At 69.4% G+C, this 24,562-nt stretch carries 26 protein-coding genes and 1 tRNA gene; 18 read left to right on the top strand and 9 right to left on the bottom strand.

Going from position 1 to position 24,562, the window contains the following annotated elements; translation table 11 throughout:
- Positions 1-50 precede the first annotated feature (50 nt).
- Complete coding sequence (locus B9Y95_RS14615) at positions 51-1,319, top strand: low temperature requirement protein A (RefSeq protein WP_085512802.1); 1,269 nt, start codon at positions 51-53, stop codon at positions 1,317-1,319.
- On the opposite strand, the gene B9Y95_RS14610 is transcribed toward B9Y95_RS14615, so the two are convergent.
- The gene (locus tag B9Y95_RS14610; RefSeq protein WP_085512800.1) at positions 1,294-1,848 is read right to left on the bottom strand and encodes a DUF805 domain-containing protein; all 555 of its coding nucleotides are present in this window, start codon (positions 1,846-1,848) and stop codon (positions 1,294-1,296) included. The genes B9Y95_RS14615 and B9Y95_RS14610 overlap by 26 nt on opposite strands.
- Positions 1,849-2,091: 243 nt before the next feature.
- Between B9Y95_RS14610 and B9Y95_RS14605 the strand changes: the two genes are divergently transcribed.
- The 6 genes from B9Y95_RS14605 to B9Y95_RS14580 all read left to right on the top strand — a co-directional run bounded on the left by B9Y95_RS14605 (position 2,092) and on the right by B9Y95_RS14580 (position 5,558).
- Positions 2,092-2,164 (top strand) — tRNA-Trp (locus B9Y95_RS14605).
- A 41-nt stretch (positions 2,165-2,205) separates the two neighbouring features.
- On the top strand, positions 2,206-2,478 hold the full coding sequence (gene secE, locus B9Y95_RS14600) for a preprotein translocase subunit SecE (protein WP_079706702.1): 273 nt from the start codon (positions 2,206-2,208) through the stop codon (positions 2,476-2,478).
- A 139-nt stretch (positions 2,479-2,617) separates the two neighbouring features.
- Positions 2,618-3,574, top strand: coding sequence for a transcription termination/antitermination protein NusG (nusG, locus tag B9Y95_RS14595; RefSeq protein WP_064294553.1), 957 nt, complete (start codon positions 2,618-2,620; stop codon positions 3,572-3,574).
- A 93-nt stretch (positions 3,575-3,667) separates the two neighbouring features.
- Entirely contained in the window at positions 3,668-4,099 is a 432-nt protein-coding gene (gene rplK, locus B9Y95_RS14590) for a 50S ribosomal protein L11 (protein WP_056014074.1), read from the top strand.
- 114 nt (positions 4,100-4,213) lie between these two features.
- Complete coding sequence (gene rplA / locus B9Y95_RS14585; RefSeq protein ID WP_085512798.1) at positions 4,214-4,903, top strand: 50S ribosomal protein L1; 690 nt, start codon at positions 4,214-4,216, stop codon at positions 4,901-4,903.
- A gap of 79 nt (positions 4,904-4,982) precedes the next feature.
- Positions 4,983-5,558 carry a GNAT family N-acetyltransferase gene (locus tag B9Y95_RS14580; RefSeq protein ID WP_085512796.1) on the top strand — a complete coding sequence of 192 codons (576 nt, stop codon included), beginning with the start codon at positions 4,983-4,985 and terminating at the stop codon, positions 5,556-5,558.
- A gap of 23 nt (positions 5,559-5,581) precedes the next feature.
- Here the strand turns inward: B9Y95_RS14580 and B9Y95_RS14575 are convergent, their stop codons facing one another.
- Positions 5,582-6,610 (bottom strand): NADP-dependent oxidoreductase, encoded by a 1,029-nt coding sequence (locus B9Y95_RS14575; RefSeq protein WP_412458827.1) that lies wholly within the window; start codon positions 6,608-6,610, stop codon positions 5,582-5,584.
- Between the two features lie 230 nt (positions 6,611-6,840).
- On the opposite strand from B9Y95_RS14575, the gene B9Y95_RS20720 reads away from it, so the two are divergent.
- Both B9Y95_RS20720 and B9Y95_RS14570 read left to right on the top strand, forming a co-directional pair.
- Positions 6,841-7,470: a Pr6Pr family membrane protein gene (locus tag B9Y95_RS20720; RefSeq protein WP_159453422.1), complete on the top strand. Its 630-nt coding sequence runs from the start codon at positions 6,841-6,843 to the stop codon at positions 7,468-7,470.
- Positions 7,467-8,240 (top strand): DUF998 domain-containing protein, encoded by a 774-nt coding sequence (locus tag B9Y95_RS14570; RefSeq protein ID WP_159453421.1) that lies wholly within the window; start codon positions 7,467-7,469, stop codon positions 8,238-8,240. Before B9Y95_RS20720 ends, B9Y95_RS14570 begins: the two co-directional genes overlap by 4 nt.
- Here the strand turns inward: B9Y95_RS14570 and B9Y95_RS14565 are convergent.
- Together B9Y95_RS14565 and B9Y95_RS14560 are read right to left on the bottom strand one after the other, a co-directional pair.
- Positions 8,207-9,433: an ROK family transcriptional regulator gene (locus B9Y95_RS14565; protein ID WP_085512792.1), complete on the bottom strand. Its 1,227-nt coding sequence runs from the start codon at positions 9,431-9,433 to the stop codon at positions 8,207-8,209. The genes B9Y95_RS14570 and B9Y95_RS14565 overlap by 34 nt on opposite strands.
- Positions 9,434-9,475: 42 nt before the next feature.
- Entirely contained in the window at positions 9,476-10,138 is a 663-nt protein-coding gene (locus B9Y95_RS14560) for a YqaJ viral recombinase family protein (RefSeq protein ID WP_085512790.1), read from the bottom strand.
- A gap of 153 nt (positions 10,139-10,291) precedes the next feature.
- On the opposite strand from B9Y95_RS14560, the gene B9Y95_RS14555 reads away from it, so the two are divergent.
- The 4 genes from B9Y95_RS14555 to B9Y95_RS14540 are packed head-to-tail and all read left to right on the top strand — an operon-like array spanning position 10,292 to position 14,290.
- Positions 10,292-11,038, top strand: a complete 747-nt coding sequence (locus tag B9Y95_RS14555) for a sugar phosphate isomerase/epimerase family protein (RefSeq protein WP_085512788.1) — start codon at positions 10,292-10,294, stop codon at positions 11,036-11,038.
- A complete protein-coding gene (locus tag B9Y95_RS14550; RefSeq protein ID WP_085512786.1) occupies positions 11,035-12,144 on the top strand; it encodes a Gfo/Idh/MocA family protein in 1,110 nt (369 codons plus the stop codon). Before B9Y95_RS14555 ends, B9Y95_RS14550 begins: the two co-directional genes overlap by 4 nt.
- On the top strand, positions 12,141-13,259 hold the full coding sequence (locus B9Y95_RS14545; RefSeq protein WP_085512935.1) for a Gfo/Idh/MocA family protein: 1,119 nt from the start codon (positions 12,141-12,143) through the stop codon (positions 13,257-13,259). The genes B9Y95_RS14550 and B9Y95_RS14545 overlap by 4 nt, the downstream gene beginning before the upstream one ends.
- On the top strand, positions 13,256-14,290 hold the full coding sequence (locus B9Y95_RS14540) for a sugar phosphate isomerase/epimerase family protein (protein WP_085512784.1): 1,035 nt from the start codon (positions 13,256-13,258) through the stop codon (positions 14,288-14,290). Before B9Y95_RS14545 ends, B9Y95_RS14540 begins: the two co-directional genes overlap by 4 nt.
- Before the next feature lie 148 nt (positions 14,291-14,438).
- On the opposite strand, the gene B9Y95_RS14535 is transcribed toward B9Y95_RS14540, so the two are convergent.
- The gene (locus B9Y95_RS14535) at positions 14,439-14,699 is read right to left on the bottom strand and encodes a thioredoxin domain-containing protein (RefSeq protein ID WP_200811423.1); all 261 of its coding nucleotides are present in this window, start codon (positions 14,697-14,699) and stop codon (positions 14,439-14,441) included.
- 109 nt (positions 14,700-14,808) lie between these two features.
- Here B9Y95_RS14535 and B9Y95_RS14530 point away from each other — a divergent pair, with 109 nt between their 5' ends.
- Positions 14,809-15,666: an NAD-dependent epimerase/dehydratase family protein gene (locus B9Y95_RS14530; RefSeq protein WP_085512782.1), complete on the top strand. Its 858-nt coding sequence runs from the start codon at positions 14,809-14,811 to the stop codon at positions 15,664-15,666.
- A 168-nt stretch (positions 15,667-15,834) separates the two neighbouring features.
- On the opposite strand, the gene B9Y95_RS14525 is transcribed toward B9Y95_RS14530, so the two are convergent.
- The 4 genes from B9Y95_RS14525 to B9Y95_RS14505 all read right to left on the bottom strand — a co-directional run bounded on the left by B9Y95_RS14525 (position 15,835) and on the right by B9Y95_RS14505 (position 20,801).
- Positions 15,835-16,326 carry a MarR family winged helix-turn-helix transcriptional regulator gene (locus B9Y95_RS14525; protein WP_123539745.1) on the bottom strand — a complete coding sequence of 164 codons (492 nt, stop codon included), beginning with the start codon at positions 16,324-16,326 and terminating at the stop codon, positions 15,835-15,837.
- A gap of 17 nt (positions 16,327-16,343) precedes the next feature.
- Positions 16,344-18,146: an MDR family MFS transporter gene (locus B9Y95_RS14520; protein ID WP_412458826.1), complete on the bottom strand. Its 1,803-nt coding sequence runs from the start codon at positions 18,144-18,146 to the stop codon at positions 16,344-16,346.
- A gap of 360 nt (positions 18,147-18,506) precedes the next feature.
- Entirely contained in the window at positions 18,507-19,187 is a 681-nt protein-coding gene (locus tag B9Y95_RS14510; RefSeq protein ID WP_085512775.1) for an ABC transporter ATP-binding protein, read from the bottom strand.
- 90 nt (positions 19,188-19,277) lie between these two features.
- Complete coding sequence (locus B9Y95_RS14505; RefSeq protein WP_085512772.1) at positions 19,278-20,801, bottom strand: ABC transporter permease; 1,524 nt, start codon at positions 20,799-20,801, stop codon at positions 19,278-19,280.
- Between the two features lie 235 nt (positions 20,802-21,036).
- Here B9Y95_RS14505 and B9Y95_RS14500 point away from each other — a divergent pair, with 235 nt between their 5' ends.
- The 4 genes from B9Y95_RS14500 (at position 21,037) to B9Y95_RS14485 (ending at position 24,546) form a co-directional block, all read left to right on the top strand.
- A complete protein-coding gene (locus B9Y95_RS14500) occupies positions 21,037-21,795 on the top strand; it encodes a response regulator transcription factor (RefSeq protein WP_123539744.1) in 759 nt (252 codons plus the stop codon).
- Positions 21,792-23,387 carry a sensor histidine kinase gene (locus B9Y95_RS14495; RefSeq protein WP_085512770.1) on the top strand — a complete coding sequence of 532 codons (1,596 nt, stop codon included), beginning with the start codon at positions 21,792-21,794 and terminating at the stop codon, positions 23,385-23,387. The genes B9Y95_RS14500 and B9Y95_RS14495 overlap by 4 nt, the downstream gene beginning before the upstream one ends.
- A gap of 27 nt (positions 23,388-23,414) precedes the next feature.
- Complete coding sequence (locus B9Y95_RS14490; protein WP_085512767.1) at positions 23,415-24,035, top strand: phosphoribosylanthranilate isomerase; 621 nt, start codon at positions 23,415-23,417, stop codon at positions 24,033-24,035.
- A 100-nt stretch (positions 24,036-24,135) separates the two neighbouring features.
- A complete protein-coding gene (locus tag B9Y95_RS14485; RefSeq protein ID WP_079706722.1) occupies positions 24,136-24,546 on the top strand; it encodes a DUF5684 domain-containing protein in 411 nt (136 codons plus the stop codon).
- The last annotated feature ends 16 nt before the right edge of the window (positions 24,547-24,562 follow it).

Here is a 24,562-nt window from a genome sequence, read left to right as displayed (position 1 = left end):
CGAATCCGAGGGGGAGGCGTCGGCACCGGGAACCCTGCCAGGATACGAAGATGCCCGCCCCCAGATTCGGCCTCGTCGCTGATCTCCGTCGCCCGGAGTCCGGTGAACGCGCCGAGCGCGTCACATTCGTCGAGTTGTTCTTCGACCTCGTCTTCGTCTTCGCGCTCACCCAGCTGAGCAAGCTCATCGCCGACGACCAGAGCGTCACCGCCGCGCTCGAGTCGATCGTCCTCATCCTGGCGCTCTGGTGGTCCTGGGTGTCCACGAGCTGGGTGACGAACTGGCTCGACCCGGAACGGCTCGCGGTGCGACTCGCGCTCATCGGCTTCGGCCTGTTGGCGTTCGTCGCGGCGGTGTCGGTGTCGGCGTCGTTCACCGACCGCGCGCTGGCGTTCGCCGTCGCCTACGTCGTGCTCCAGCTCGTCCGGACGCTGTTCATGGTCGTGGCGACCTGGCGGCACGACCGCGACGTGGCCCTGAGCTTCGCACGCGTCCTCGTCTGGACCGCGTTCGCCGCCGTCTTCTGGATCGCCGGCGCGCTGGTGCCGGCCGACTGGCAACTGGCGTTCTGGATCGGCGCCGTCGCCATCGAGTACGGCGGCGGGGCCCTCGGATTCCGGCTGCCGGGTGTGCGGGCCTCGAAGGTCGAGAGCTGGGAGCTCTCCGGTGCGCACCTCTCCGAGCGGGCGTCGCTCTTCATCATCATCGCGATCGGCGAGTCGCTGCTCGTCACCGGGTTCGCGTTCGTCGAGCTCGAGACCTCGGTCGCCGGCGTCGTCGGGATGCTGAGCGCCTTCGTCTCCGCGGTCGCGCTGTGGTGGTTGTACTTCCACCGCACGGAGGCGGCGGGGCGCCGAGCGGTGGAGGCCGCCGAGGCGGAGGGCGACCGCGCCGACCGCGACGAAGGCCGTCCCGGTCGACGGGGGCCGGGTCGTCTCGGTCGCATCGCGCGCGACGGGTACAGCTACGCCCACGTCGTGATCGTCGCCGGGATCGTGCTCGTGTCGGTGGGGGACAAGGAGATCCTCGACCGACCGGCGGACGCCGTCGAGCTCGCCGGAGGCGTCGTGATCCTCGGCGGTCCTGCCCTCTATCTCGTCGGGTTGTCGCTGTTCCGGTTCGTCGTCGATCGCGCCGTTCCGCTCGCGCCGGTCATCGGCCTCGCGATGCTGGCGGCCTGCGGGGTCACCGCGCTCCTCGTGCCGCAGCTCGGTGAACTCGTCCTCGGGTGCCTCTGCACGGCGGTGCTCGTCGTCGCCGCGATCGCCGACACGGTCCTCCCGGACCGGCGGGTCACTGCGGAGCGTCGGCAGGCTTGATCGGGGCGCCCTCGCGGTTCGGCCCCGTGTCGTAGCGGGCACCGCCCCGGTCGCTCGGCTGCGCCGCGAGCCAGATGAAGAAGAACCACCCGAAGATCGGGACCAGGTTGATGAGCTGCCACCAGCCGCTGTGGTCCGTGTCGTGCATGCGGCGCGCGTTCAGCGACAGTCCCGGGATGATCGTCGCGAGGCCCCAGATCCCGGACAGGATGCTCTGGGCGCCCCAGGCAGGGCCTTCGGTCACCTGACCCTCCCAGAACCCGGTCGTCGCCCCGGTCGCGACGTCGACGCCGCGACCGATCACCAGGAGCGCGGTGACGATGACGGCGTGGACGACCACCCACCACCAGAACTCGCTCCGGCTGGCCCGCCCGGTGAAGATCGGATACCGCTTCCAGAACCGGAGGAACGCCTGGATCGGGCCGGCACCCGGGAGTGGGCTGTCATCCGCGAAGCGGGGTGGGATCGGGTGGTCGTGCTTCCGGATCGTCTCCGGTGCGGCCTGCGGGTCTTCGTCGGCGTTGCTCATCGGTCCCCCTGGGTCGAGTCGTGGTGCGTTCGAACCAGCAACCCTACGCGGGCCTCGCCGAGTGAGGTGGGCGCTGAGCACACGCGGCGCCCACCGCTGGTTTTACAGCCGGGCGACCGTGCCGTACACTGGATGGAGGTAGTTGAAATCTGCCATGATTTTCTGCGCCTGTTTTCGCCCCTGTGGTGAGGCAACGTTCAGGAGGTCAGGGTAGCTTCGACCCCTCCGGTGCGTCAGCACTGAAGGGCGGTGGCTCAATTGGTAGAGCAGCGGTCTCCAAAACCGCAGGTTGCAGGTTCAAGTCCTGTCCGCCCTGCGAGTCGGTGCGTATGCACCGGCACACGAAAGGTGTAACGAGTGGCCCCGAAGAGTACCGACACGCCCGGCGAGGACGTCGTCGTCAAGGCGAAGGCGGACCGTGCCGAACGGCGCGGCTTCTTCTCGGGCATCGTCCTGTTCCTGAAGCAGGTCTTCGCGGAACTCAAGAAGGTCGTCACGCCGACGCGGAAGGAACTCCTCAGCTACACGGCTGTGGTGCTCGTCTTCGTCTGCATCATGATGGCGCTCGTCTACGGCATCGACTTCGTCTTCGCCTGGGTCGTCACGCTGGTGTTCGGTACCGCGAGCTAGTTCCGCTCAGGTTCCGGTGCTCCGGTCCGGCACCCGGGTTCCACAATCACAGACGGCGACGCAGTCGTCACGCGCCAGGATCTGGCGCCGCGGTCGGGGATCACCCACGATGCGCACAACAGAAACGGAATGGAAATCAGTGTCTGAGCGAAACTCGAACGACGTCGACTGGGCAACCGCTGCCGAGCAGTCCTCGGAGGACGACGAGGCCCAGGAGGGCAACGTGCTCTCGGCCGACGAGCACTCCGTCGACCCCGCTGAGCACAACGCCGTCCACGTCGAGGAGACCGGCGACACCGAGGTCGACCTCGACGCCGTGCTCGACGCGATGGCCGAGGCCGTCGACCCCGAAGCCGACGCCGTCGTCGACGACGCCCTCGAGCTCGACGAGGCAGCCGAGGTCGAAGCCGCAGCAGAGGCCATCGCCGAAGAAGAAGCGGACCCCACCGACGCCGAGCCCGCCGAGGAGTCCGAGGAGGACCCCTACGACGCGTTCCGCAAGGAACTCCGCTTCCTGCCCGGCAAGTGGTACGTCATCCACTCCTACGCCGGTTTCGAGCGCAAGGTGAAGGCCAACATCGAGCAGCGCAAGTCGACGCTCGAGGTCGCGGACTACATCTACCAGGTCGAGGTCCCCATGGAAGACGTGGTCGAGATCAAGAACGGCCAGCGCAAGATGGTCACCCGCGTCCGCATCCCCGGCTACGTGCTCGTCCGCATGGACCTCAACGAGGACAGCTGGTCGGTCGTCCGCCACACGCCTGGCGTCACCGGCTTCGTCGGCAACGCGCACAACCCCACGCCGCTCCGCTTCGAAGAGTCCTTCAACATGTTGAAGTCGCTCGTCGAGGTCAAGGAGACCGCGCCCGTCAAGGGCTCCGGCACCAAGGGCAGCGCCACGCAGCAGCGGGTCATCCCCGCCGAGGTCGACTTCGAGATCGGCGAGACCATCACGATCAAGGAAGGCTCGTTCGCGGGTCTCCCCGGCTCCATCAGCGAGATCAAGCCCGAGAGCGGCAAGCTCACGGTGCTCGTCTCCCTCTTCGAGCGCGAGACGCCGGTCGAGCTCAGCTTCGACCAGGTCACCAAGCTCTAAGCCACACGGCTCCACAGTCCACCGCCGCCCGACGGGCGCGCGGGAGAGCGCACATCATCCGATGGCGTTCGAACCCCAGAAGAAGGAAGAAACATGGCACCGAAGAAGAAGGTCACGGGTCTCATCAAGCTGCAGATCCAGGCCGGCGCCGCAAACCCTGCTCCCCCCATCGGCCCCGCCCTTGGTCAGCACGGCGTCAACATCATGGAGTTCTGCAAGGCGTACAACGCGGCCACCGAGTCGCAGCGCGGCAACGTCATCCCCGTCGAGATCACCGTCTACGAGGACCGTTCGTTCACCTTCATCCTGAAGACCCCGCCCGCAGCGGAGCTCATCAAGAAGGCCGCCGGCGTCGCCAAGGGCTCCGGTACCCCGCACACCGTCAAGGTCGCGAAGCTCACCAAGGAGCAGGTCCGTCAGATCGCCGAGCAGAAGGCTCCCGACCTGAACTCGAACGACATCGACGCAGCCGCGAAGATCATCGCCGGCACCGCCCGCTCCATGGGCATCACGGTCGAGGGCTAGTCCTTCCGAACCGCACGGGGTGAGCCGTCCAGGCCACACCCTCGCACCTTTCTTTTTCACTCGTGGCAGCGCCGGCCAGGCGCAGATGACCACATTTCTCATAGGAGAACGCACATGGCACAGAAGTCGAAGGCCTACCGGGCCGCAGTCGAGAAGATCGAGGCTGACAAGTTCTACACCCCGAACGAGGCCGTCGCCCTCGCCAAGGAGACCGGTTCCGCCAAGTTCAACAGCACCGTCGAGGTCGCCCTCAAGCTCGGTGTCGACCCGCGCAAGGCTGACCAGATGGTCCGCGGCACGGTCATCCTCCCGCACGGCACTGGCAAGACCGCCCGCGTCATCGTCTTCGCGACGGGCCCGGCAGCAGAGGCCGCGATCGCGGCCGGTGCTGACGAGGTCGGCGGCGACGAGCTCATCGCGAAGGTCGCCGAGGGCTACACCTCGTTCGACTCCGCGGTCTCCACCCCGGAGCTCATGGGTAAGGTCGGTCGCCTCGGTAAGGTCCTCGGTCCCCGTGGCCTCATGCCGAACCCCAAGACCGGCACCGTGACGCCGGACGTGGCCAAGGCCGTGTCCGACATCAAGGGCGGCAAGATCGAGTTCCGCGTCGACAAGCACTCCAACGTGCACTTCGTCGTCGGCAAGGCCTCGTTCGACGCATCGCAGCTCGAGGAGAACATCAACACCGCGCTCGAGGAGATCCTCCGCCTCAAGCCGTCCTCCTCGAAGGGCCGTTACATCCAGAAGGGCGCCGTGTCGACCACGTTCGGCCCCGGCATCCCGCTGGACGTCAACTCCATCTAGTCTCACCAGCACGAAGGCCCGGTCGCGTCACGCGACCGGGCCTTCGTCGTACGCCGGGGTGGCGTCGTACGATGCAGGAATGGTCTCCACCCGCACCGCCACGGCCGATGACGCCGCCACCCTCGCCACGCTCGCCGCAGCGACCTTCGCCCTCGCCTGCCCGCCCGGCACCGCGCAGCAGCACATCGACGCGTTCATCGCCGAGCACTTCACCCCCGACCGGTTCGCCGGGTACCTGGCCGACCCCGGACGCGCGCTCCGGCTCCTGGTCGACGACGATGACAGCACGGCCATCGGCTACACGATGCTCGTCTTCGGTGATCCGGTCGACCCCGACGTGTTCGCCGCGGTCACGCACCGCCCGACGGTGGAACTCAGCAAGCTGTACGTGCTCCCCGCGAGCCACGGTGCCGGCGGAGCGCGCACACTCATGGAGGCGACCCTCGACGACGCCCGGTCCCGAGGCGTCACGTCGGTGTGGCTCGGGGTGAACCAACAGAACGCCAGGGCGATCCGGTTCTACGGCAAGAGCGGGTTCACGGTCGTCGGGACGAAGACGTTCCTCGTCGGACCCGAACGGCACGACGACTTCGTCATGGAGCAGGTCGGTCCTCCGGTCCCTGAGCTTGTCGAAGGGCGGTCCTCCGGTCCCTGAGCTTGTCGAAGGGCTGAGCGGATTCAGCCGTCGGCGACCTTGAGCACGATCTTGCCGCGTGAGTGACCGCCTTCGAGGAGCACGTGGGCCTGCCGGACGGCGTCGAGGTCGAACACCTGGTCGACGAACACCCGGACGTCCCCGGACTCCAGCAGCCGACTGATGGTGTCGAGTGTGGCGCCGTCGGGTGCGACGGTGAACCGCGTCGCGCGGACGCCCGCGGCCCGGGCCTCATCCTCGAGCGTCGGCCAGGATCCGGTCGGCGCGTTGATGATGAGCCCGCCGGGGCGGAGGACTCGCAGGGAACGCGACCCCGTGTCCTCCACGGTGTTGCCGACGAGGTCGATCACGACGTCGACCTGGTCGACGACGTCCTCGAACCGGTGCGACTCGTGGTCCACCGCCTGATGGGCGCCGAGTTCACGCAGCCAACCGACGTTCCGACCGGAGCCGGTGGCGATCACCCGCGCGCCGAAGTAGCTGGCGAACTGCACGGCGAAGTGACCGACGCCGCCGCTCCCGGCGTGGATGAGGATGCGCTGCCCCTCGTGGGCCTTCGCGACGTCGACGACCATGCCCCACGCGGTCAGCGCGGCGAGGGGGACCCCGGCGGCCTCGACGTGTGACAGGGTCGTCGGCTTCCGCGTCAGGCTCAGGGAGGACACCGCGACGTACTCGGCGTAGCTGCCGCCCGTCCGCGGGAAGCTGGTCATGCCGTAGACCTCGTCGCCGGGCAGGAGACCGGCGGCCGCGAACGGTGACTCGACCACGATGCCGCTGAAGTCGTACCCGAGGACGGCGGGCATCGCCGTGATGGCGGTGGAGACGCCCCGGCCCGCGCGGGTCTTCGCATCGACCGGGTTCACGCCGGCCGCGACGACCTTCACGAGGAACTCCGCCATGACCGGACGCGGTGTCGGTACGGTCTCCATCCGGAGGACCTCGGGGCTGCCGACGGCGTCGATGACCGCGGCTCGCATGGTCTCCGGTGCCGGCTTCACCGCGTCCGCGGTTGTCACCAGTGACCAGGAGTGTCCGGCTCCTTGACGCATCGAGTACTCCTTCGTCGTTCATCCCCCGAAAGCTCCACCCGGCGGAGGTCGGCTCGGCGACGAGTCTCGCTCCGGTGCGTGGTCCGGCTCTGCTCTCATCAAAGCCGTCGAATGAGTCGGCGCTGTTACGGGGGTGTCAATTGGCTGGAAACGATTCCCTCTCTTCGGGGGACACGGCGGCCCGGTCCCACCTCCGACCGAAGGGCGTGTGCTTCCGATACAGTGGCGCAATGCGAGCACTGTTCGGAGTCATCAGGATCGTCGCAGGTGGCGTGATCATCGCAGCCATCGTGGGACAGCTGGTCTACACGCTGTCGTTCGATGACGCCCCCGAGGACTTCCTCGTCAACTTCTTCAGCTACTTCACGATCCTGTCGAACGCCCTGAGTGCGATCGTGCTGTTGATCGGAGCCTGGTTCTGCTTCCGGGTGCGGCGTGACCCGGCCTGGTACAACCTGGTCCTCGGCTGTGCAGTGACCTACATGGCCACCACCGGTGTCGTCTACAACCTGCTGCTCCGCGGTATCAAGCTCGACCAAGGGCACACCCTCGCCTGGTCGAACGAGGTGTTGCATCTCATCGCCCCGATCTACCTGGTGCTCGTGTGGATCGTGACGCCCGGCAAGTCGCGGCTGGAATGGCGTCAGGTGTGGGCGATCATCGTGTTCCCGCTCGTCTGGACCGTCTACACGATGATCCGCGGACCGATCGTGGGCTGGTACCCCTACCCGTTCCTCAACCCGGCGCAACCCGGCGGGGTCGGGGCCGTCATCGTGTACATGATCGCCATCGCCGGGTTCATCGGCCTGATGGGCTGTGCCGTCATCGCGTTGAGTCGGACGAGGCTCATCCGCGGATGACGGGGACCGTATCAGGCCAGCGGATCCCTCGCCCGTCGGCCGCACGTCGGCGCCGATCCGTCGCCCTCGGGTTCGCGACCATCGGTGGCGTGCTCGTCGTGGTCGCCACGGCCATGATCTGGGCCGCGCGCCTCAGCCTCGGTAAGAACAGCTATGTGAGCGGCCTCGGTGCCACCGGCGAGGTGACGGCTCCGGTCTTCAACACGGCGCTGCTCATGGTCGCGGTCGGTGGTCTCAGCATCGCCGTAGCGCTGCAGCGAGTCGTCCCGTCCCGCGAGCCCGGTCAGCGCCGCACGAGGGTGGGACTGCCGCTCGTCCCCTGGCTGCTCGTCGGACTGTCGAGCCTGTGCTTCCTCGTGGCGTCACGGGTGACCTGCACGTACGAGTGCCCGATCCCGTCGAATCCGCTGTTCACGCTCCAGGATGCGGTGCACATCTCCTTCGCGGTGCTGGGCTTCGCGCTCGCCTGCCTGGCGATGATCGGGTCGGCCCTCGGATCGCGGCTGCGCGCCGTCCGGCGGCTGTCCTGGTTCGCCGGGTCCGCCGTCGCGGTGATCGCGGGTCTCGGCGGCCTGCTCTCGCTCGCCGAGGTCGGGCAGCAGGTCGGCAGTTGGTTGGAGTTCGCCGCGATGACCATCGCCCTGCTCTGGCTCGTCGGGTACGGCCTGGCCGAGGTACTCGCCATCGGGAAGACGGACGACGTCGGACGCCCCGGATCCGCAGTGGGGGACGCGCGTCAGGTCGATGCGGCGTCGAGCGCCCGGGGCTGAGTCATCGCGTCGATCGCCGGTGCGGACAGAGCGTCGCGCAGCACCATGATCGCCGCTCCCAACACCCCGGCCTCCTCGCCAGCCGTCGAGGTGACGATACCGAGGTGCCCGGTGGCGAGCGGCATCGACCGACGGTAGACCACCTCGCGGACGCCGGTGAGGAGATGTCCGCCCGCCCGGGTCATCGTCCCGCCGAGCACGATGACCGTCGGGTTCAGCAGGTTGACGACCACACTGAGCACCTCGCCGATCTCCCGGCCGGCCTGCCGGGTGGTCTCGATGGCCTTTCGGTCACCCGCACGGATGAGCGCTGCGACGTCGCGACTGCTGACGGCGTGGATCCCGTGGGCGCGGAGTTCGGTCGCGATCGCCGGTCCACTCGCGATGGCCTCGAGGTCGCGCTCGTCGTCCGCGGGGCGCGGTGAGTCGCGGCCGACCGGAACCTGGACGTGTCCGATGTCGCCCGCCGCCCCGAGTGCTCCCCGCTGCAGCTCACCACCCGCGATGATGCCGGCGCCGATACCCGTGGAGACCTTCACGTAGACGAGGTCGTCGGTGTCAGGCCAGGAGATCGCGTGCTCCCCGAGGGCGAGGACGTTGACGTCGTTGTCGACGAGGACCGGGACGTCGATGGTCCGTCGGATGTAGGCGGGGACGTCGAACCGGTCCCAACCCGGCATGATCGGCGGGTTGGTGGGCCGTCCCGTGGAGTGCTCGACCGGTCCCGGGAGGCCGATCCCGATCCCGATGACCGGGGGAGCGAGCGGCTGGGGTGTGGCCCAGGTGTGCGGAGCGTCCAGCAGAGCCGACGCCGCTTCGACCACCCAGTCGAGGACGGGCTCCGGTCCTGCGGCGATCTGCAGCTCCGCGCGGCTCGTCGTGAGGATCGCCCCGGCCAGGTCGGTGACGGCCACCGTCCCGTGTGTCGCCCCGAGGTCGACGGCGACGACGACGCGCGCGAGCGGGTTGAACGCGATCCGGGCGGGCGGTCGGCCGCCCGAGGACGCCGCTTCTCCGGCGGGACGGAGCAGGTCCGCGGCCACGAGGGCGTCGATGCGGAGGGAGACGGTGGAGCGGGCCAGACCGGTCAGGGCGCACAACTCCGCCTTCGTGCGTGCCTCACCGCCGCGGAAGAGTTGGAAGAGGTCGCCGGCGCCCGGTGCTCCGGGGGAGGGGCGTTGCGGCTCGGTCATGGCGACAGTCAACCACCTCGGTCGACTTCTGTCGACTTGTCGTCAGAAGTCGAGGCTCAACAGGGGTTCCCGGAGCGGCCGAGTGCCGGGCGCGGGCTCCGGGAGGACCGGGCGCCGGGCGGCTGGATTGGTGCGGTGGTACAGCTCGTCGATGAGTGCGTTCGCGAGGCCGACCAGCTTCGCGATCTCGGCGTCGTCCCGCTCGACCCACCGACAGAGCGGTTCGTCGTCGATGGGGACGAAGTCCTTGTGCTCCTCCCAGACCACGAGCGTCCGCTCCGCGCCGATCACGTACTGCTGCCACCACACCTGACGCAGGTAGTTGCGGGGGATCGAGCGCCAGGACTTCGTCGTGGTCTTGATCTCCGCGAGCACGACGGCCCCGCGCTCGGTCACGGCGATGCCGTCCGGGGTGGCGAGGTGACGGTGTTCGACCTCGGCCCGGAAGAGCGCCGACGAGGGGTTGATCCCGTGCGTCGCGGCGACCCACCGGGCGATCTCCGGCTCGCGGGCGCGTCCGTGGTCGGTGAAGGCGTTGCCGGAGAAGCCCGTCCCACCGAGCTTCGCGTCGGCCGCCCGCTGGATCGAGGCCGGGGTCGAGAGGGTGGCGACGTCGGTCGCGGTGATTCCGCGCGAACGAGCCCGCAACCACGAGATGCGGTCGCTGGAGTCAGCGACGATCCGGGAGAGCAGAGCTGAGTTCACCTCTCCATTGTCCCCCACGCTTCCGACTCCTGCGGTATTCGTCGCCGGGGAGCGGCGAGCGGTGGACGACTTTTGTTTGACCACCGACAGAAGTGTGGTTACCCTGGATCTCGCAGCAGCGGCTGCCTGACACCATCATCATTGAGGAGCATCGTGTCGACTTCCCAACTCTCTGTCCAGCTCTACTCGGTACGGGAGCCGCTCACCGCGGATCGTGCCGCAGCGCTGCAGCGCCTGACCGAGATCGGTTTCCGCCAGGCCGAGCCGTTCGGCTTCGGTCCCGGCGTCAGCCTGCAGGACATCCACGATGCCGGCCTCGCCACCCCGAGCGCGCACGGCAAGGTCATCGCCGACGACATCGACCTGTCGGCGGCTTTCGGCGCGGCGGCTGAGCAGGGCGTGGAGGTCCTCATCGATCCCGCCATCGCCGAAGAGCGCTTCGCCACGGCCGAGACGGTCGCATCGATCGCCGACGAGCTGAACGCCGCGGCGGCGGTCGCCGCCGGTCACGGGGTCCAGGTGGGCTACCACAACCACTGGTGGGAGCTCGAGGGCGACGTGGCGGGCACCAGCCCGCTCGAGCACCTCGCCGCACTGACCGACCCCGCCGTCGTGTTCGAGGTCGACACCTACTGGGTCGAAGTCGGCGGACGCCGCGCGGTCGACGTCCTCGGTGCGATCGGTGATCGCGTGCGCTTCATCCACGTCAAGGACGGCGACGCCTCCCGCGACACGCTGAAGCAGCTGCCCGCGGGTGCCGGGGTCGTCCCGGTGCTCGACATCCTCGCCGCGGCACCGCAGGCCCTGCGTGTCGTCGAGTTCGACGCGTTCGACGGCGACATCTTCCAGGGGCTCGAGCAGAGCTTCACGTACCTCACCACGAACGGAGTCCAGGCATGAGCAACAGCACCGGAACGGTCGGTGTCGGGCTCATCGGCGCCGGCGTCATCAGCGACCAGTACCTCAGCAACCTGGTCACCTTCCCCGACCTCGACGTCCGGTTCGTCGCGGACCTCGACCTCGAGCGGGCGAAGACGCAGGCCGAGAAATACGGGGTGCCCGGCCACGGCTCCGTCGCCGAACTCCTGGCCGACCCCGAGATCGAGATCGTCGTCAACCTGACCATCCCGAAGGTCCACGTCGAGGTCGCCATGCAGATCCTCGACGCCGGCAAGCACGTGTGGAGTGAGAAGCCCTTCGCGCTCGACCGTGAGAGCGGGCAGGCCCTGCTGGCCGCCGCGAGCGAGAAGGGGCTCCGTGTCGCCACAGCCCCCGACACCTTCCTCGGCGCCGGCATCCAGTCCGCCCGGCGACTCGTGGAGGCCGGTGGCATCGGCCAGCCCCTCACCGCGCTGACCCTCATGCAGAGCCCCGGCCCGGAGTCATGGCACCCGAACCCCGACTTCCTGTTCCAGGACGGCGCCGGTCCGCTCTTCGACATCGGCCCCTACTACATCACGGCGCTCGTGCAGCTGTTCGGTCCGATCGCCCGCGTCACCGCGCTGGCCTCGCAGGCCTTCCCGCAGCGGACGATCGGATCCGGCCCGCGCGCCGGTCAGTCGTTCGACGTGACGGTGCCGACGCACGTGAGCGCCCTCTTCGAGTTCGAGAGCGGCCAGCTCGCGCAGAGCGTCTTCAGCTTCGACTCCAAGCTCGGCCGCACGCAGTTCGAGGTCGCCGGCTCGACCGGCACGCTCGTCGTCCCCGACCCGAACACCTTCGAGGGCGACCTGCTCGTCTACGGCGGCGGCGAGGAGCCCGAGTCGATCCCGTCGACCGGTCCGACGCAGGGCCGCGGAACCGGAGTGGTCGAGCTCGCCCAGGCGATCCGCGCCGGTCGCCCCGAGCGCGCCTCCGGAGAACTCGCCTACCACGTGCTCGACGTGATGGTCTCGACGGCCGAGTCGGGCCTGAGCCGCACCTCGGTCGACGTCGTCAGCACCGTGGAGCTCGCTCCCGCGCTGCCCGAGTCGTGGACGCCGGCGGACGGCACCTTCGGAGCATGACCGTGGCCGGTCCCGGTATCGCGGTGGTGGGCGGTGGCTTCATGGCCACCGTCCACAGCCGGGCGGCCCGGGCGGCGGGGGCCAGGCTGGTCGGTGTCGTCGCCTCGACGCCCGAACGCTCGCGGGAGGTCGCCGCGAACCTCGGGTTCGAGCGCGGGTACGGCTCGCTCGACGAGCTGCTGGTCGACCACTCGGTCGATGTGGTGCACGTCTGCACGCCGAACGCGCTCCACGCCGAGCAGGCCCTCGCGGCCATCGCGGCGGGCAAGCACGTCGTCTGCGAGAAACCCCTCGCGACCGACGCCGCGACCGCCGAGCGTCTCGTCACCGCCGCAGCCGCGGCCGGTGTCGTCGGCACGGTGCCGTTCGTGTACCGCTTCCACCCGCTCGTCCGGGAGGCCCGCGCGCGTGTCGCCGCCGGTGACCTGGGAACCCTGCTCACGATCAGCGGGTCGTACCTCCAGGACTGGTTGCTCGCGCAGGCAGACGACAACTGGCGGGTCGACTCGGCGGCCGGCGGTCGTTCGCGCGCCTTCGCCGACATCGGTTCGCACCTCGTCGACCTCCTGGAGTTCATCACCGGCGCGCGCATCACCGAGCTGAGTTCGACGGTCCGCACCTTCTTCGCCGAACGCGCGAACACCCCGGAGGTCACGACCGAAGACGCGGCCGCGGTCGTCATCCGGCTCGAGGGCGGCGCCATCGGCACGCTGCTCGTCTCGCAGGTCGCGCCCGGTCGGAAGAACCGGCTGCACCTCGAGGTCGCCGGGACGGAACTCAGCATCGGCTTCGATCAGGAAGCGCCCGAGACGCTGTGGCTCGGACGTCGGTCGGGGACGCAGGTGCTGCCTCGCGATGCCGACCAGCTGCATCCGGACGCCGCACGCCTGTCCATCGTCCCATCCGGGCACCCGATGGGCTATCAGGACGCCTTCAACGCGTTCGTGGCCGACAGCTACGCGGCGATGGCCGGACAGTCGCCGGACGGCCTACCCGTCTTCGCCGACGGACTCCGCACCGCGCGTATCACCGAGGCCGTCCTGGACGCGGCCGGAACCGGCAGCTGGCAAGCGGTCGGCACCTCCACCGACGACGAGCAGAGGATCACCGCATGACCGAGACCTCCGACAAACGGTATGCGAGCCGCCTCCCGGTGACGCTGTTCACCGGACAATGGGCCGATCTCCCCTTCGAGGAGGTCGCCCGTCTCGCCGCCTCCTGGGGCTACGACGGCCTCGAGATCGCGGCCTCGGGCGACCACCTCGACCTGAAGCGCGCGGATGAGGACGACGCCTACCTGCAGTCCCGCCTCGACATCCTCGACCGGCACGGGCTGGAGGTCTTCGCGATCTCGAACCATCTCACGGGCCAGGCCGTGTGCGACGACCCGATCGACTTCCGCCACCAGGCGATCGTGCGTGACTACACGTGGGGCGACGGCGACGCGGAGGGGGTGCGCCAGCGGGCGGCCGAGGACATGAAGCGGTCCGCGCGGGTCGCGCGCAAGCTCGGCGTCGACACGGTCGTCGGCTTCACCGGGTCGAAGATCTGGCAGTACTCCGCGATGTTCCCGCCGGTGCCGGCCTCCGTCATCGACGCCGGCTACGAGGACTTCGCGACCCGCTGGAACCCGATCCTCGACGTCTTCGACGCCGAAGGCGTCCGCTTCGCGCACGAGGTGCACCCGTCCGAGATCGCGTACGACTACTGGACGAGTGTCCGCACCCTCGAGGCGATCGACCACCGCCCGGCGTTCGGTTTCAACTGGGACCCGTCGCACATGATGTGGCAGGGCGTCGACCCGGTCGGGTTCATCGTCGAGTTCGCGAACCGGATCTACCACGTCGACTGCAAGGACACGCGGATCCGGCCGGCCACCGGTCACGCCGGTATCGTCGGCTCGCACCTGCCCTGGGGCGACCCGCGACGCGGCTGGGACTTCGTGTCGACCGGTCACGGCGACGTGCCGTGGGAGGACGCCTTCCGTGCGCTGTCGAGCATCGGCTACGCCGGGCCGATCTCCATCGAGTGGGAGGACGCCGGCATGGACCGCCTGCACGGAGCCGAGGAGGCCGTCGGATACATCAGGAACCTGCTCTGGAAGCTGCCCGAGCAGTCATTCGACGCGGCCTTCAGCACCCAGTAGCCCGGTCCCTGAGCTCGGAACCCGGTCCCTGAGCTTGTCGAAGGGCGGTCCTGGAGCTGCTCCTCCGGTCCCTGAGCTGCTCCTTCGGTCCCTGAGCTGCTCCTCCGGTCCCTGAGCTGCTCCTCCGGTCCCTGAGCTTGTCGAAGGGCTACAACGCCTTCGCCGCCGCGACGAGCACCTGGTTGAGCGTGGGCGCACCTGTCGCGCGGAACACCTCGGTGCCGTCGTCGGCCGTGATGATGACCGTCGGGGTGGAACGGATGTCGTCGGCCTCCGCCTCCGCCGAACGGAAGGCGACGTCGCGCTCCTCGACGACGGCGCCGGCCACGAGCGCCGGGACCTCGGCCAGGACGGCGCGAGCCTGCATGCAGGGGGCGCAGAACGCGGAGGTGTACAGGGTGAGCTTCACACCTCGTCCAACGCGACCCGGCGACCCGCCATTCCGCTTCGGTCGCCCGATCCTGGGGGAGTTGTCAATCGTCCACGCGATCACGGGTTGATGGACCAGGATGGGCGTCATGAGAATCGCAGTGACGGGAGGCTCGGGCAAGCTCGGGCGAACAGTGGTCGGCCACCTTCGGGAGCACGGTCACCTGGTGATCAACCTCGACCAGGCGGGAGAGCGGGGCGACGGCTTCGTCCGCATCGACCTGCGTGACGCGGGCCAGGTGTTCGACGCCCTCACCGGTGTCGACGAGCAGGCGCCGGACGGGTTCGACGCGGTCGTCCACCTGAGCGCCATCCCCGCGCCGGGGCTCTCGACGAACACGGCGACCTTCCAGAACAACATCCTCAGCACCTACAACGTGTTCAACGCCGCCATCAAGGCCGGCATCACGAACATCGTCACGGCGTCGAGCGAGACCGTCCTCGGGCTGCCGTTCGACACCCCGCCGCCCTACATCCCCGTCGATGAGGCCTACGCCGCCCGACCCGAGTCGACGTACTCGCTGTCGAAGCACCTCGAGGAGCAGCTCGCGATCGAGCTCACGCGGTGGCACCCCGAGCTCAAGATCATCGCCCTCCGCTTCTCCAACGTGATGGACGAGGCCGACTACGCGGCGTTCCCGTCGTTCGACGCCGACGCCACCCTCCGCAAGTGGAACCTCTGGGGCTACATCGACGGCCGTGACGGCGCCCAGGCCGTGCGGCTCGCGCTCGAGCACCAGGCCACGGGGTTCGACCGGTTCATCATCGCCGCGGCCGACACGGTCATGTCGCGCGACAACGTCGAGCTCGTCGCCGAGGTCTTCCCGGACGTCCCCGTCCATGGCGACATCGCCGGCAACGGCACGCTGCTCTCGATCGACCACGCCCGCGAGGTCCTCGGGTACGACCCGAAGCACAGCTGGCGAGACACGGTCGCCCCGGCCTGACCCGCGTGTGGTTCTCTCCCTAACTCAGGAAGCGCCCGGCGTGTCGCCCGGCTCCCGCGATGGGCCGCGTCGACACGCCGACGGCGTCCTGAGTTAGGGAGAACAGAATGGGGCGGTGTGGTTGGGGTGTCAGGGGAGTGAGGAGCTCACTGGACGGAGCGACTCGGGTCAGAGGGCGCCGTTGAGCTTCGCGAGGAGTTCGGCGAGCCGCCGCACCTCGGCCTCGTCCCAGGACGAGAGCTGCTGGTAGAGCATCGCCTGGTCGTTGGCCCGTGTCGACTCCATCCGGCGCTCGCCCTCGGCGGTCGCGACCACGAGGCTCGCACGGCCGTCCTCGGGGTCCGGCGTCCTCGTCACGAGGCCGAGCGTCTCCAGCTGGTGGATGAGGCGGCTCACCGCGCTCTTGTCCGTCGCGAGCATCTCGGCCAGGGCACCGGCGCGGATCGCTCCGGATCGCGAGACCATGCTGAGCAGCTTGTAGCCGGCCGGCTGGAGTCCTGGGGAGATCCGCTCGGCGCGGTCGCGGATGCCGTTGCGGATGCGGTTGACGAGCAGGGCGAACTGCTCCTCCACGGCACCGATCGCGAGGTCGTGCGCGGTGCCGGCCGCTGCGTCGTCGGCAGCGGCCGGCCCAACCTGGGCGTCGTGATCGATGGACATCGTTCGCATTGTACGGACTAGCGGCCGTGGCGGGGGCTGTGCGCCTCGGCCTCCGAGCCGCTGTCGGCGGTCTCGTCCCGTCCTCGCTCGAGCCGGGTGTCCGCCTCGCCACCGATCATGGCCTCGGCGACGTCGAGCGCACCGGTCGCGAACGACTGGGTCGACGTGGACGCGGTGGCCGTCGTGACGGAACCGGTGGCCGCACCGACGAGGGCCGGCTCCCCGGCGCCCTGCTCGGCCATGCGCTGCACGGCGTTCTTCGAACCGAGCTTCTTGTTCGGCAGGAAGATCACGGCGATGATCGTCAGGATCGCGAGTGGTGCGGCGACGAGGAAGATGTCGGCCACCGCGTCACCGTAGACGGATTCGATGATGGTCCGCACCGACTCGGGCAGCGTGCTCACCTTCGGGATCGTGCCGCTCGAGAGCGTCTCGGCGATCTTGGCGCCGGGAGCACCGAGGGCGACGATGGCCGCCTGCAGGTCGTCCTGCCGGTCCGAGAGCATGTCGGTTACCTTCGTCGCGAGCACCGAGCCCATGACCGAGACGCCGATCGTGCCGCCGAGGCTGCGGAAGAACGCGACTCCCGCGCTCGCCGTCCCCAGCTGCTGCGGCAGGACGTCGTTCTGGACCACGAGCACGAGGTTCTGCATGACCATGCCGACACCGGCGCCGAGGACGAACATGTACACGGAGACGAGCAGGTAGTTCGAGTCGTAGTGGATCGTGCTCATGAGGAACAGGCCGACGGTGAGGAGGATCGAACCCACGATGAGGTACGGCTTCCAGTGGCCGAAGCGGGAGATGAACTGCCCGACCACGATGGAGGCGATCAGGAGGCCGCCGATCATCGGGAGCGTGAGCAGGCCCGACTCGGTCGGCGTCGCTCCACGCGCCAGCTGCATGTACTGGCTGAGGAACACCGAGGTGCCGAACATCGCCACACCCACCGAGATGCTCGCGACGACCGCGAGGGTGAAGGTGCGGTTCTTGAACAGCGACATCGGGATGATCGGCTCGTCGACCTTGATCTCGACGATGACCGCCGCGGCGAGCAGGAGGACGGAGATGCCCACCATGACGAGCGTCGTGAAGCTCGCCCACTCGAACTGCGTCCCGGCCAGGGTGACCCAGATGAGCAGCAGCGAGACGCCGCCGGCGATCAGGGCTGCGCCGAGGTAGTCGATCTTGACCTTGCCCACGTTCCGCTTCGGGAGGTGGAGCGTGCGCTGCAGGAGGAAGATCGCGGCGATCGCGAAGGGGACGCCGACGAAGAAGTTCCAGCGCCAGCCGAGCGAGTCGGTGAGGAGGCCGCCGAAGAGCGGGCCGCCGACCGTGCCGACCGCCATGACCGCGCCGAAGAGGCCCATGTACCGCCCACGCTCACGCGGGCTGATGATGTCGGCCATGATGATCTGGCTGAGCGCCGTGAGACCACCGGCGCCGAGGCCCTGCAGGACGCGGAAGCCGATGAGCGTTCCGGTGTCCTGCGAGAAGCCGGCGAGCGCCGAGCCGAGGACGAAGACGCCGAGGGCCAGCTGGATGAGCAGCTTGCGGTTGAAGAGGTCGGCGAACTTGCCCCAGATGGGCGTCGAGACGGTGGTGGCGAGCAACGTGGCCGTGACGACCCAGGTGAACGCCGTCTGGTCGCCGTTCAGGTCGGAGATGATCCGCGGGAGGGAGGTCGAGACGACGGTTCCGGCGAGGATCGACACGAACATGCCGAGGAGGAGGCCGGAGAGGGCCTCGAGCACCTGGCGATGCGTCATGCCGTTGTCCGCGCGAGCGGGCGTGGCGGGTGTTGAGGTGGTGTGTGACATGGGCTCCGCGATCGTGATGACGTCAGCTAGTTGATATGCGTCAACTATATGAGAAGTAGTTGATCAGTGTCAACCAATCACGACGGCGCGGTATTCCCGTGGCCCTTCGACAGGCTCAGGGACCGGGGAGGGGCGGATCAGGGACCCGGGGAGGGGCGGCTCAGGGACCGGGGAGGGGTGGCTCAGGGGCCCGGGAGGGGCGGCTCGGAGACGGGGAGGGGCGGCTCAGGGGCCCGGGAGGGGCGGCTCGGAGACGGGGAGGGGCGGCTCAATGACTGAGCGCGATGGCTCAGGGACCGGGGAGGGGCGGCTCGGGGAGCGGATGGGAGCCACTCCCCGAGCCTGCCGGGGAGGGGCCGGTCAGCGCCGAGTCGTGACGTCCTTGAGCTTCCCGTTCGCGATGTGCAGACGACGCTCGGCGCGCTTGGCGACCGCGGTGTCGTGCGTCACCACCACGACCGTGAGCCCGCGGTCCCGCCACAGGCCCTCGAGCAGGTCCATGATCTCGTCGCGGGTCTCCTCGTCGAGGTTGCCTGTCGGTTCGTCGGCGAGCAGCACCTCGGGCTCTTTGACGAGCGCACGGGCGATCGCGACCCGCTGCTGCTGCCCGCCCGACAGCTCGGCGGGGAGGTGCGAACCCCGCTCCGCGAGTCCGACGGACGCGAGCGCCGCCCGAGCCCTGGTTTCGCGTTCGGCCCGCGGGGTGCCGATCGGGACCAGGGCCATCTCGACGTTCTCCTGAGCCGTCAGCGTCGGGATGAGGTTGAACCCTTGGAACACGAAGCCGATCTCCGTGGCGCGGATCCTGCCGAGCTTCGTCTCGCTGAGCGTCGAGAGGTCGTCGCCGGCGAGGGAGATGCTGCCGGAGGTCGGTCGGTCCAGTGCGCCGAGCATCTGGAGGAGCGTCGACTTGCCGCCGCCGGTCGGGCCTTGGATGGCGACGAGCTGTCCGTCCGGGATCTCGAGGTCGACGCCGTCGAGCGCCGTGACGGAGCGCTTCGCCTGGCGGTACTGCTTGGTGAGGCCGGTGATCGTGTACATGGGGTCCTTCGTTCTGCTGGTCGGAGTGAGGAGTGGGACCGCCAGGTGGTCGCGGGGGAGACGACCACCCGACGGCGTCTGGTGCGTCGTCTAGGCGACGGAACGGAGCGCCTCGGCCGGGCGCAGTCGTGAGGCGCGCCACCCGCCGATGGCACCGGCGAGCAGCCCGCCGAGGATGGCGATACCAACGGCGATGACGATGATCCACGCGGTCACGGGAGCCTGGAGGACGATGTCGGTGGTGGTCGCGGCCGCAGCGCCCGGGGCGCCGCCGAACCCACCGGCCGCTCCCGCCGCCGCATCCGACGGCATGCCCGCGGCGCCGCCGGGGCCGCCGAGTCCGCCACCGGCCGAGGTCGTCGCCGCCGCGCTGAGCGTCGGAGCGACGAGGTTCACGACGAGGATGCCGACGAGGCCGACCGCGACACCGACGGCGCCGCCGATGAGCGACTGCACGACGGACTCACCGGCGACCTGGCCGACGATGCGCCGGTCGCTCCAGCCGATCGCCTTGAGCGTGCCGAACTCTCGGGTCCGGCGCGTGACGCCGGAGATCGTGAAGAGGATCGCGATGAGGAAGGCGGCGGCGAGCACGATGATCGAGAGCCAGGTGCCGAGGTTCGACACGAGCGTCGACGCCGAGGCGAGCGAGCCGGACACGGTGGACGCGAGGTCCTCCTGGGTGCTCACGGTCGCGTCCGGCAGGGCTGCCTCGATGTCGGTCTGCACCTGCGTGATGTCGGTCGACGAGGCGGCCTGCACGTACACGTCGCTGACCTGGCCGTCGAGGCCTGCGAGGGTCTGCGCGACGTCGAGGGGGATGTAGACGTTCGACGCGGTCGTGGCGTCGGCCCCGGAGGCGGTCACCGTGCCGACCACGCTGAACGTGGTGCCCGCGATGTCGATCGTGTCGCCGGTGCCGATCCCCGCCTCGGTGGCGTAGGAGGCGTCGAGGACGGCGACGTCTGTGCCCGCGTCGTCGGCGGCGAGCGACCGACCGTCGCTGAGAGTGACGGCCGAGAGTGGCCCGACGGCGTCACCCGAGGGGTCGAGCCCGAGGACCGTGAAGGAGTCGACGCCGAAGGAGCTCCCGCCTGCGCCGTCGGGACCGCCCTGCGGCGGGGTCGCACCGGACGCGTCACCGCCGGGCACGCCTGCCGACCCGTCGGATCCCTGCGTCTGGGAGAAGTCGGGCAGCTCGCCCGTGAAGGTCGTGTTCGTGAGCGACAGGGTGGCTGCGGCGGCCTCGACGTTGGCGACGTCGGTGATCGTGCCGAGCGCCGTCGCGTCGAAGGTCGAGGTGCCGCGCGCCGCCTCCAACCGCGACTGGTTGACGGTCGTCGTGCCGTCGCTCGTCGACCCGTCGCCCGAGCCGAAGTCGAAGTTCTGGCCGGGGCCGCCGCCCTCCGTCGGCGCCTCGGCGGCCTGACTGACGGTGATGTCCGTTCCGACCCCGTAGACGGACTCCAGCACCGACGCCTGCGCCGTCTTCACGCCGGCTGCCACCGAGTTGACGATGATCACGAGGGCGATGGCGAGCGCCATCCCGATGGCGATGATGATGGTCTGTTTGCGACGACCGACGAGTTCCCGCCGGAGATAGGTTCCGAACATGTCTGCGTTTCCTTCTGCTCTGGTGCACGTGCCGGCGTCCCCGTTGCGCGACGCCGACGATCCGCACGTCGCGGATGACTTGGACCGGACGCTACGGACGCTCGCTTGGCCTGCGCCTCGGCGACGCTATGAATCGGCCCAGGCCGCTGCGGGCGCTTCGCCGGCTCGGGAAGGGCACAGCATCCGTCTGGTCGGTTCATAGACAGCTCATAGGGCGGAGGCGAATACTGAATGCGTGAACATCCCGACCCAGGCGCCCGGTGCCGCGCGAAGCGCACTCAAACGGGCCGACGGCACCGCCGTCCGTGTGCTCGTCGTCGACGACGAAGCGACGCTCACGGACCTCCTGCAGATGGCCCTGCGCTACGAGGGCTGGGAGATCCGGACCGCCGCCGACGGCCGCGAGGCCCTCGCGACCGCCCGCGACTTCCGCCCGGACGCCATCGTGCTCGACATCATGCTGCCCGACCTGGACGGCCTGCAGGTGCTGAACCGCCTGCGGACCTCGGGGAGCGACGTCCCCGTGCTGTTCCTCACCGCCAAGGACTCGCTCGACGACCGCATCGCCGGCCTCACCGCCGGCGGCGACGACTATGTGACGAAGCCCTTCAGCCTCGAGGAGGTCGTCGCCCGGCTGCGCGGGCTCATCCGCCGCTCGACCCTGCTGGCGGCGGACGAGTCCGGCCCGGACATCGTGGTCGGCGACCTCGTGCTCAACGAGGACAGCCACGAGGTGACGCGCGACGGCGAGCCCATCGAACTCACCGCGACCGAGTTCGAGCTGCTGCGGTTCCTCATGCGGAATCCGCGCCGGGTGCTGAGCAAGGCCCAGATCCTCGACCGGGTGTGGAGCTACGACTTCGGCGGTCGTGCGAGCGTCGTCGAGATCTACATCTCCTACCTGCGGAAGAAGATCGACGCCGGGCGCGAGCCCATGATCCACACCGTGCGCGGCGCCGGCTACATGTTGAAGATCCCGACGGTCGGTTCGTGACCACGAGCGCCCCCGTCACCGACCCGGCAGCGACGACCACCGGCTCCGCACACCCCAAGCGCGCTCCGTGGACGCTCCGTCGACGCCTGATGGTCGTCGTCGTCGGGCTCCTCGCCATGGGCAGCGCCATCGTCGGTGTCGCGAGCGCGGTGGCGGTGAGCGGCCTGCTCACCGAGGGCGTCGACAACCAGCTCACGAAGGCCGCCGAGCGGATCGTCGACTACGGCCGGAACGGTCAACTCCCCGCGCCGGATTCCCTGCCGGACTCCGGTATCCCGGACGGCTACGGCGGCGGTTCGGGCACGCGCGAACCACCCGCCTTCATCGGCGCTCCAGGCCTCGGGCCCGGCGCACTCGGTGCGATCGTCGTCGACGGCACCATCGTCAACGCCGGATACCTCAACGCCGACGGCAGCACGGTCCCGTGCACCGAGAGTCAGGACGCCATGATCCTCACGGTGTCGGCCGGCGACCGACCGTCGACCATCAACCTCGGGGAGCACCTCGGCGACTACCGCGTCGTCGCCGTCACCGACGCGAGCGGCGCGACGAGGATCATCGGGCTTCCGCTCGCCGAGGTCGCGTCGACGGTCATGCAGCTCGTCACCCTCATCGCGATCATGAGCGTCGTGGTCCTGCTGCTCGCCGGGCTGGCCGCGTTCGCGATCGTGCGGTACTCGCTCCGCCCGCTCGACCGGGTCGTCGCGACGGCCGCGGTCGTCGCCGAGCTGCCCCTCGACCGCGGTGAGGTGGCGCTCGCCGTCCGGGTACCGGAGTCGGACACCGACCCGCGCACCGAGGTCGGACGCGTCGGATCGGCGATCAACCGCATGCTCGGGCACGTCTCCTCCGCCCTGAACGCCCGGCAGGCGAGCGAGAACAAGGTGCGCCGGTTCGTCTCGGACGCGAGCCACGAACTCCGGACCCCGCTGGCGTCCATCGCCGGATACTCGGAACTCGCCGCCCGGAAGTCGGACGCGCTGCCGGAGGACGTCACCCACTCCCTCGGCCGGATCCGCTCCGAGGCCGGTCGCATGACCACGATCGTCGAGGACCTGCTGCTGCTGGCGCGGTTGGACGAGGGACGCGAACTCGCGAAGCGACCCGTCGACCTCACCGAACTCGTCATCCACACCGTCGGCGACGCCCATGTCGCCGGGCCGGACCACGTGTTCGAACTGGATTTCCCCGAGGAGCCCGTCCTCGTCACGGGGGACGCGTCCCGGCTGCAACAGGTGATCGTCAACCTGCTGGCCAACGCCCGGACCCACACGCCCGCCGGGACGACCGTGCGGACGGGACTGGCGGTCGAGAGCGGTCCTGCGGGCGAGATCGCCGTGCTGACCGTGTCGGACGACGGCCCCGGCATCGACCCTGCGCTGCAGCCCAACCTCTTCGAGCGCTTCGTCCGCGGTGACGACTCCCGCTCGCGGGCCACCGGGAGCACCGGCCTCGGGCTCGCGATCGTGCACGCCGTCGTGGCCGCGCACCACGGCGCGGTCAGGTGCGAGAGCGCACCAGGACGGACGGTGTTCCGTGTGGAGCTGCCCGCCGTCGCCACCCCGGACGTCCTCGTCCCGACGGCGGAGTGATCCGTGCGGCCGGGTAGCGTGGTCCCCATGTGGGTGAAGGTGTGCGGTCTGTCCGAGGCGTCCGATGTCGCTGCGGCGGTGGACGCCGGAGTCGACGCGATCGGATTCGTGTTCGCGCCGGGGTCGCCCCGGACCGTCGAGCCCGAACGCGTCGCGGCGCTGCTCGCCGGCGTCCCCGAGTCGGTGCTGACCGTCGGCGTCTTCCGGCGACAGTCCGTCGAGGAGGTCTCTCGGATCGCCGGCGCTGCCGGGGTGCAGGCCGTCCAGCTCCACGGCGACGAACCACCCGAGGCGTTCCAGGAGCTGCAGGCGATGGGGTGGCGGACGCTCCGGGCGACCTCGGCGGTGCACTACGCCTCCGAGAACGCCGCCGAGCGCGCCGCCTACGCTGAGGAGCTGTTGCTCCTCGACGCACCGGACCCGGGAGCCGGGAAGACCTTCGACACGATCGCCCTGGTGGCGAACCCACCCACCCGCACCTGGATCCTCGCCGGCGGTCTCACACCGGAGAACGTCCAGGGCCTCGTCGCGGAGCTCCGCCCCTGGGGGGTCGACGTGTCCAGCGGGGTCGAGTCCTCGCGCGGGGTGAAGTCACCGGAGCTCATCCGGTCGTTCGTGCACGCTGCACGCACCGCCCGGGCGGTCTGAGCGTCTGAGGACCCCCGCTGGTCCGGGGTGTGACCCGCACGCTACATTCGTCGGATGAGGCGGTCGGTCGACCGCGATGACGACAAGGAGCGCCACCACCGTGATCGACACCATCCTGCTCGCCGCGGACGACAACGGTCGTGCCGCCATCGAGTTCATGAACGCCCCCGCCAACGTCTTCGGCGGCATCATCGGCTACGCCCTGTTCGTCGCCTCCGTCTGGGGGATGTTCGAGAAGTCGGGCCGCTCCGGCTGGACCGCGATCATCCCGATCTACAACTGGTACGTCGTCGTGAAGCTCGCCGGCTTCACGGGCGCGGCGACCATCCTCTACTTCATCCCGCTCGTGAACATCGTGTTCGGTTGGATCGTCGGATGGCACATCGGCAAGCAGTTCGACAAGAGCACGGTGTTCCGGATCTTCGGACTCGTCCTGTTCCAGCTGATCGGGTTCTTCATCCTCAGCTACGGTTCGGACCGCTACCTGGGCAAGCAGGCCGACCGCGCCTAGACGGCGGTCACCGGAG

This window comes from Plantibacter flavus (genome assembly GCF_900177615.1).
GTDB lineage: Bacteria > Actinomycetota > Actinomycetes > Actinomycetales > Microbacteriaceae > Plantibacter > Plantibacter flavus.
Note: the sequence above shows the minus strand (reverse complement) of the source record. Positions and strands in the feature narration are given on the sequence as shown.

Coding starts and splice junctions, on each gene's coding strand:
- B9Y95_RS20720 (WP_159453422.1), top strand. CDS start 6,841: ATGCGAGCACTGTTCGGAGTCATCAGGATCGTCGCAGGTGGCGTGATC.
- B9Y95_RS14545 (WP_085512935.1), top strand. CDS start 12,141: ATGACCGTGGCCGGTCCCGGTATCGCGGTGGTGGGCGGTGGCTTCATG.
- rplA (WP_085512798.1), top strand. CDS start 4,214: ATGGCACAGAAGTCGAAGGCCTACCGGGCCGCAGTCGAGAAGATCGAG.
- B9Y95_RS14540 (WP_085512784.1), top strand. CDS start 13,256: ATGACCGAGACCTCCGACAAACGGTATGCGAGCCGCCTCCCGGTGACG.
- B9Y95_RS14565 (WP_085512792.1), bottom strand. CDS start 9,433: ATGACCGAGCCGCAACGCCCCTCCCCCGGAGCACCGGGCGCCGGCGAC.
- B9Y95_RS14570 (WP_159453421.1), top strand. CDS start 7,467: ATGACGGGGACCGTATCAGGCCAGCGGATCCCTCGCCCGTCGGCCGCA.
- B9Y95_RS14580 (WP_085512796.1), top strand. CDS start 4,983: ATGGTCTCCACCCGCACCGCCACGGCCGATGACGCCGCCACCCTCGCC.
- rplK (WP_056014074.1), top strand. CDS start 3,668: ATGGCACCGAAGAAGAAGGTCACGGGTCTCATCAAGCTGCAGATCCAG.
- B9Y95_RS14615 (WP_085512802.1), top strand. CDS start 51: ATGCCCGCCCCCAGATTCGGCCTCGTCGCTGATCTCCGTCGCCCGGAG.
- B9Y95_RS14575 (WP_412458827.1), bottom strand. CDS start 6,610: ATGCGTCAAGGAGCCGGACACTCCTGGTCACTGGTGACAACCGCGGAC.
- B9Y95_RS14525 (WP_123539745.1), bottom strand. CDS start 16,326: ATGTCCATCGATCACGACGCCCAGGTTGGGCCGGCCGCTGCCGACGAC.
- B9Y95_RS14530 (WP_085512782.1), top strand. CDS start 14,809: ATGAGAATCGCAGTGACGGGAGGCTCGGGCAAGCTCGGGCGAACAGTG.
- B9Y95_RS14490 (WP_085512767.1), top strand. CDS start 23,415: ATGTGGGTGAAGGTGTGCGGTCTGTCCGAGGCGTCCGATGTCGCTGCG.
- B9Y95_RS14510 (WP_085512775.1), bottom strand. CDS start 19,187: ATGTACACGATCACCGGCCTCACCAAGCAGTACCGCCAGGCGAAGCGC.
- B9Y95_RS14610 (WP_085512800.1), bottom strand. CDS start 1,848: ATGAGCAACGCCGACGAAGACCCGCAGGCCGCACCGGAGACGATCCGG.
- B9Y95_RS14550 (WP_085512786.1), top strand. CDS start 11,035: ATGAGCAACAGCACCGGAACGGTCGGTGTCGGGCTCATCGGCGCCGGC.
- B9Y95_RS14505 (WP_085512772.1), bottom strand. CDS start 20,801: ATGTTCGGAACCTATCTCCGGCGGGAACTCGTCGGTCGTCGCAAACAG.
- B9Y95_RS14520 (WP_412458826.1), bottom strand. CDS start 18,146: ATGTCACACACCACCTCAACACCCGCCACGCCCGCTCGCGCGGACAAC.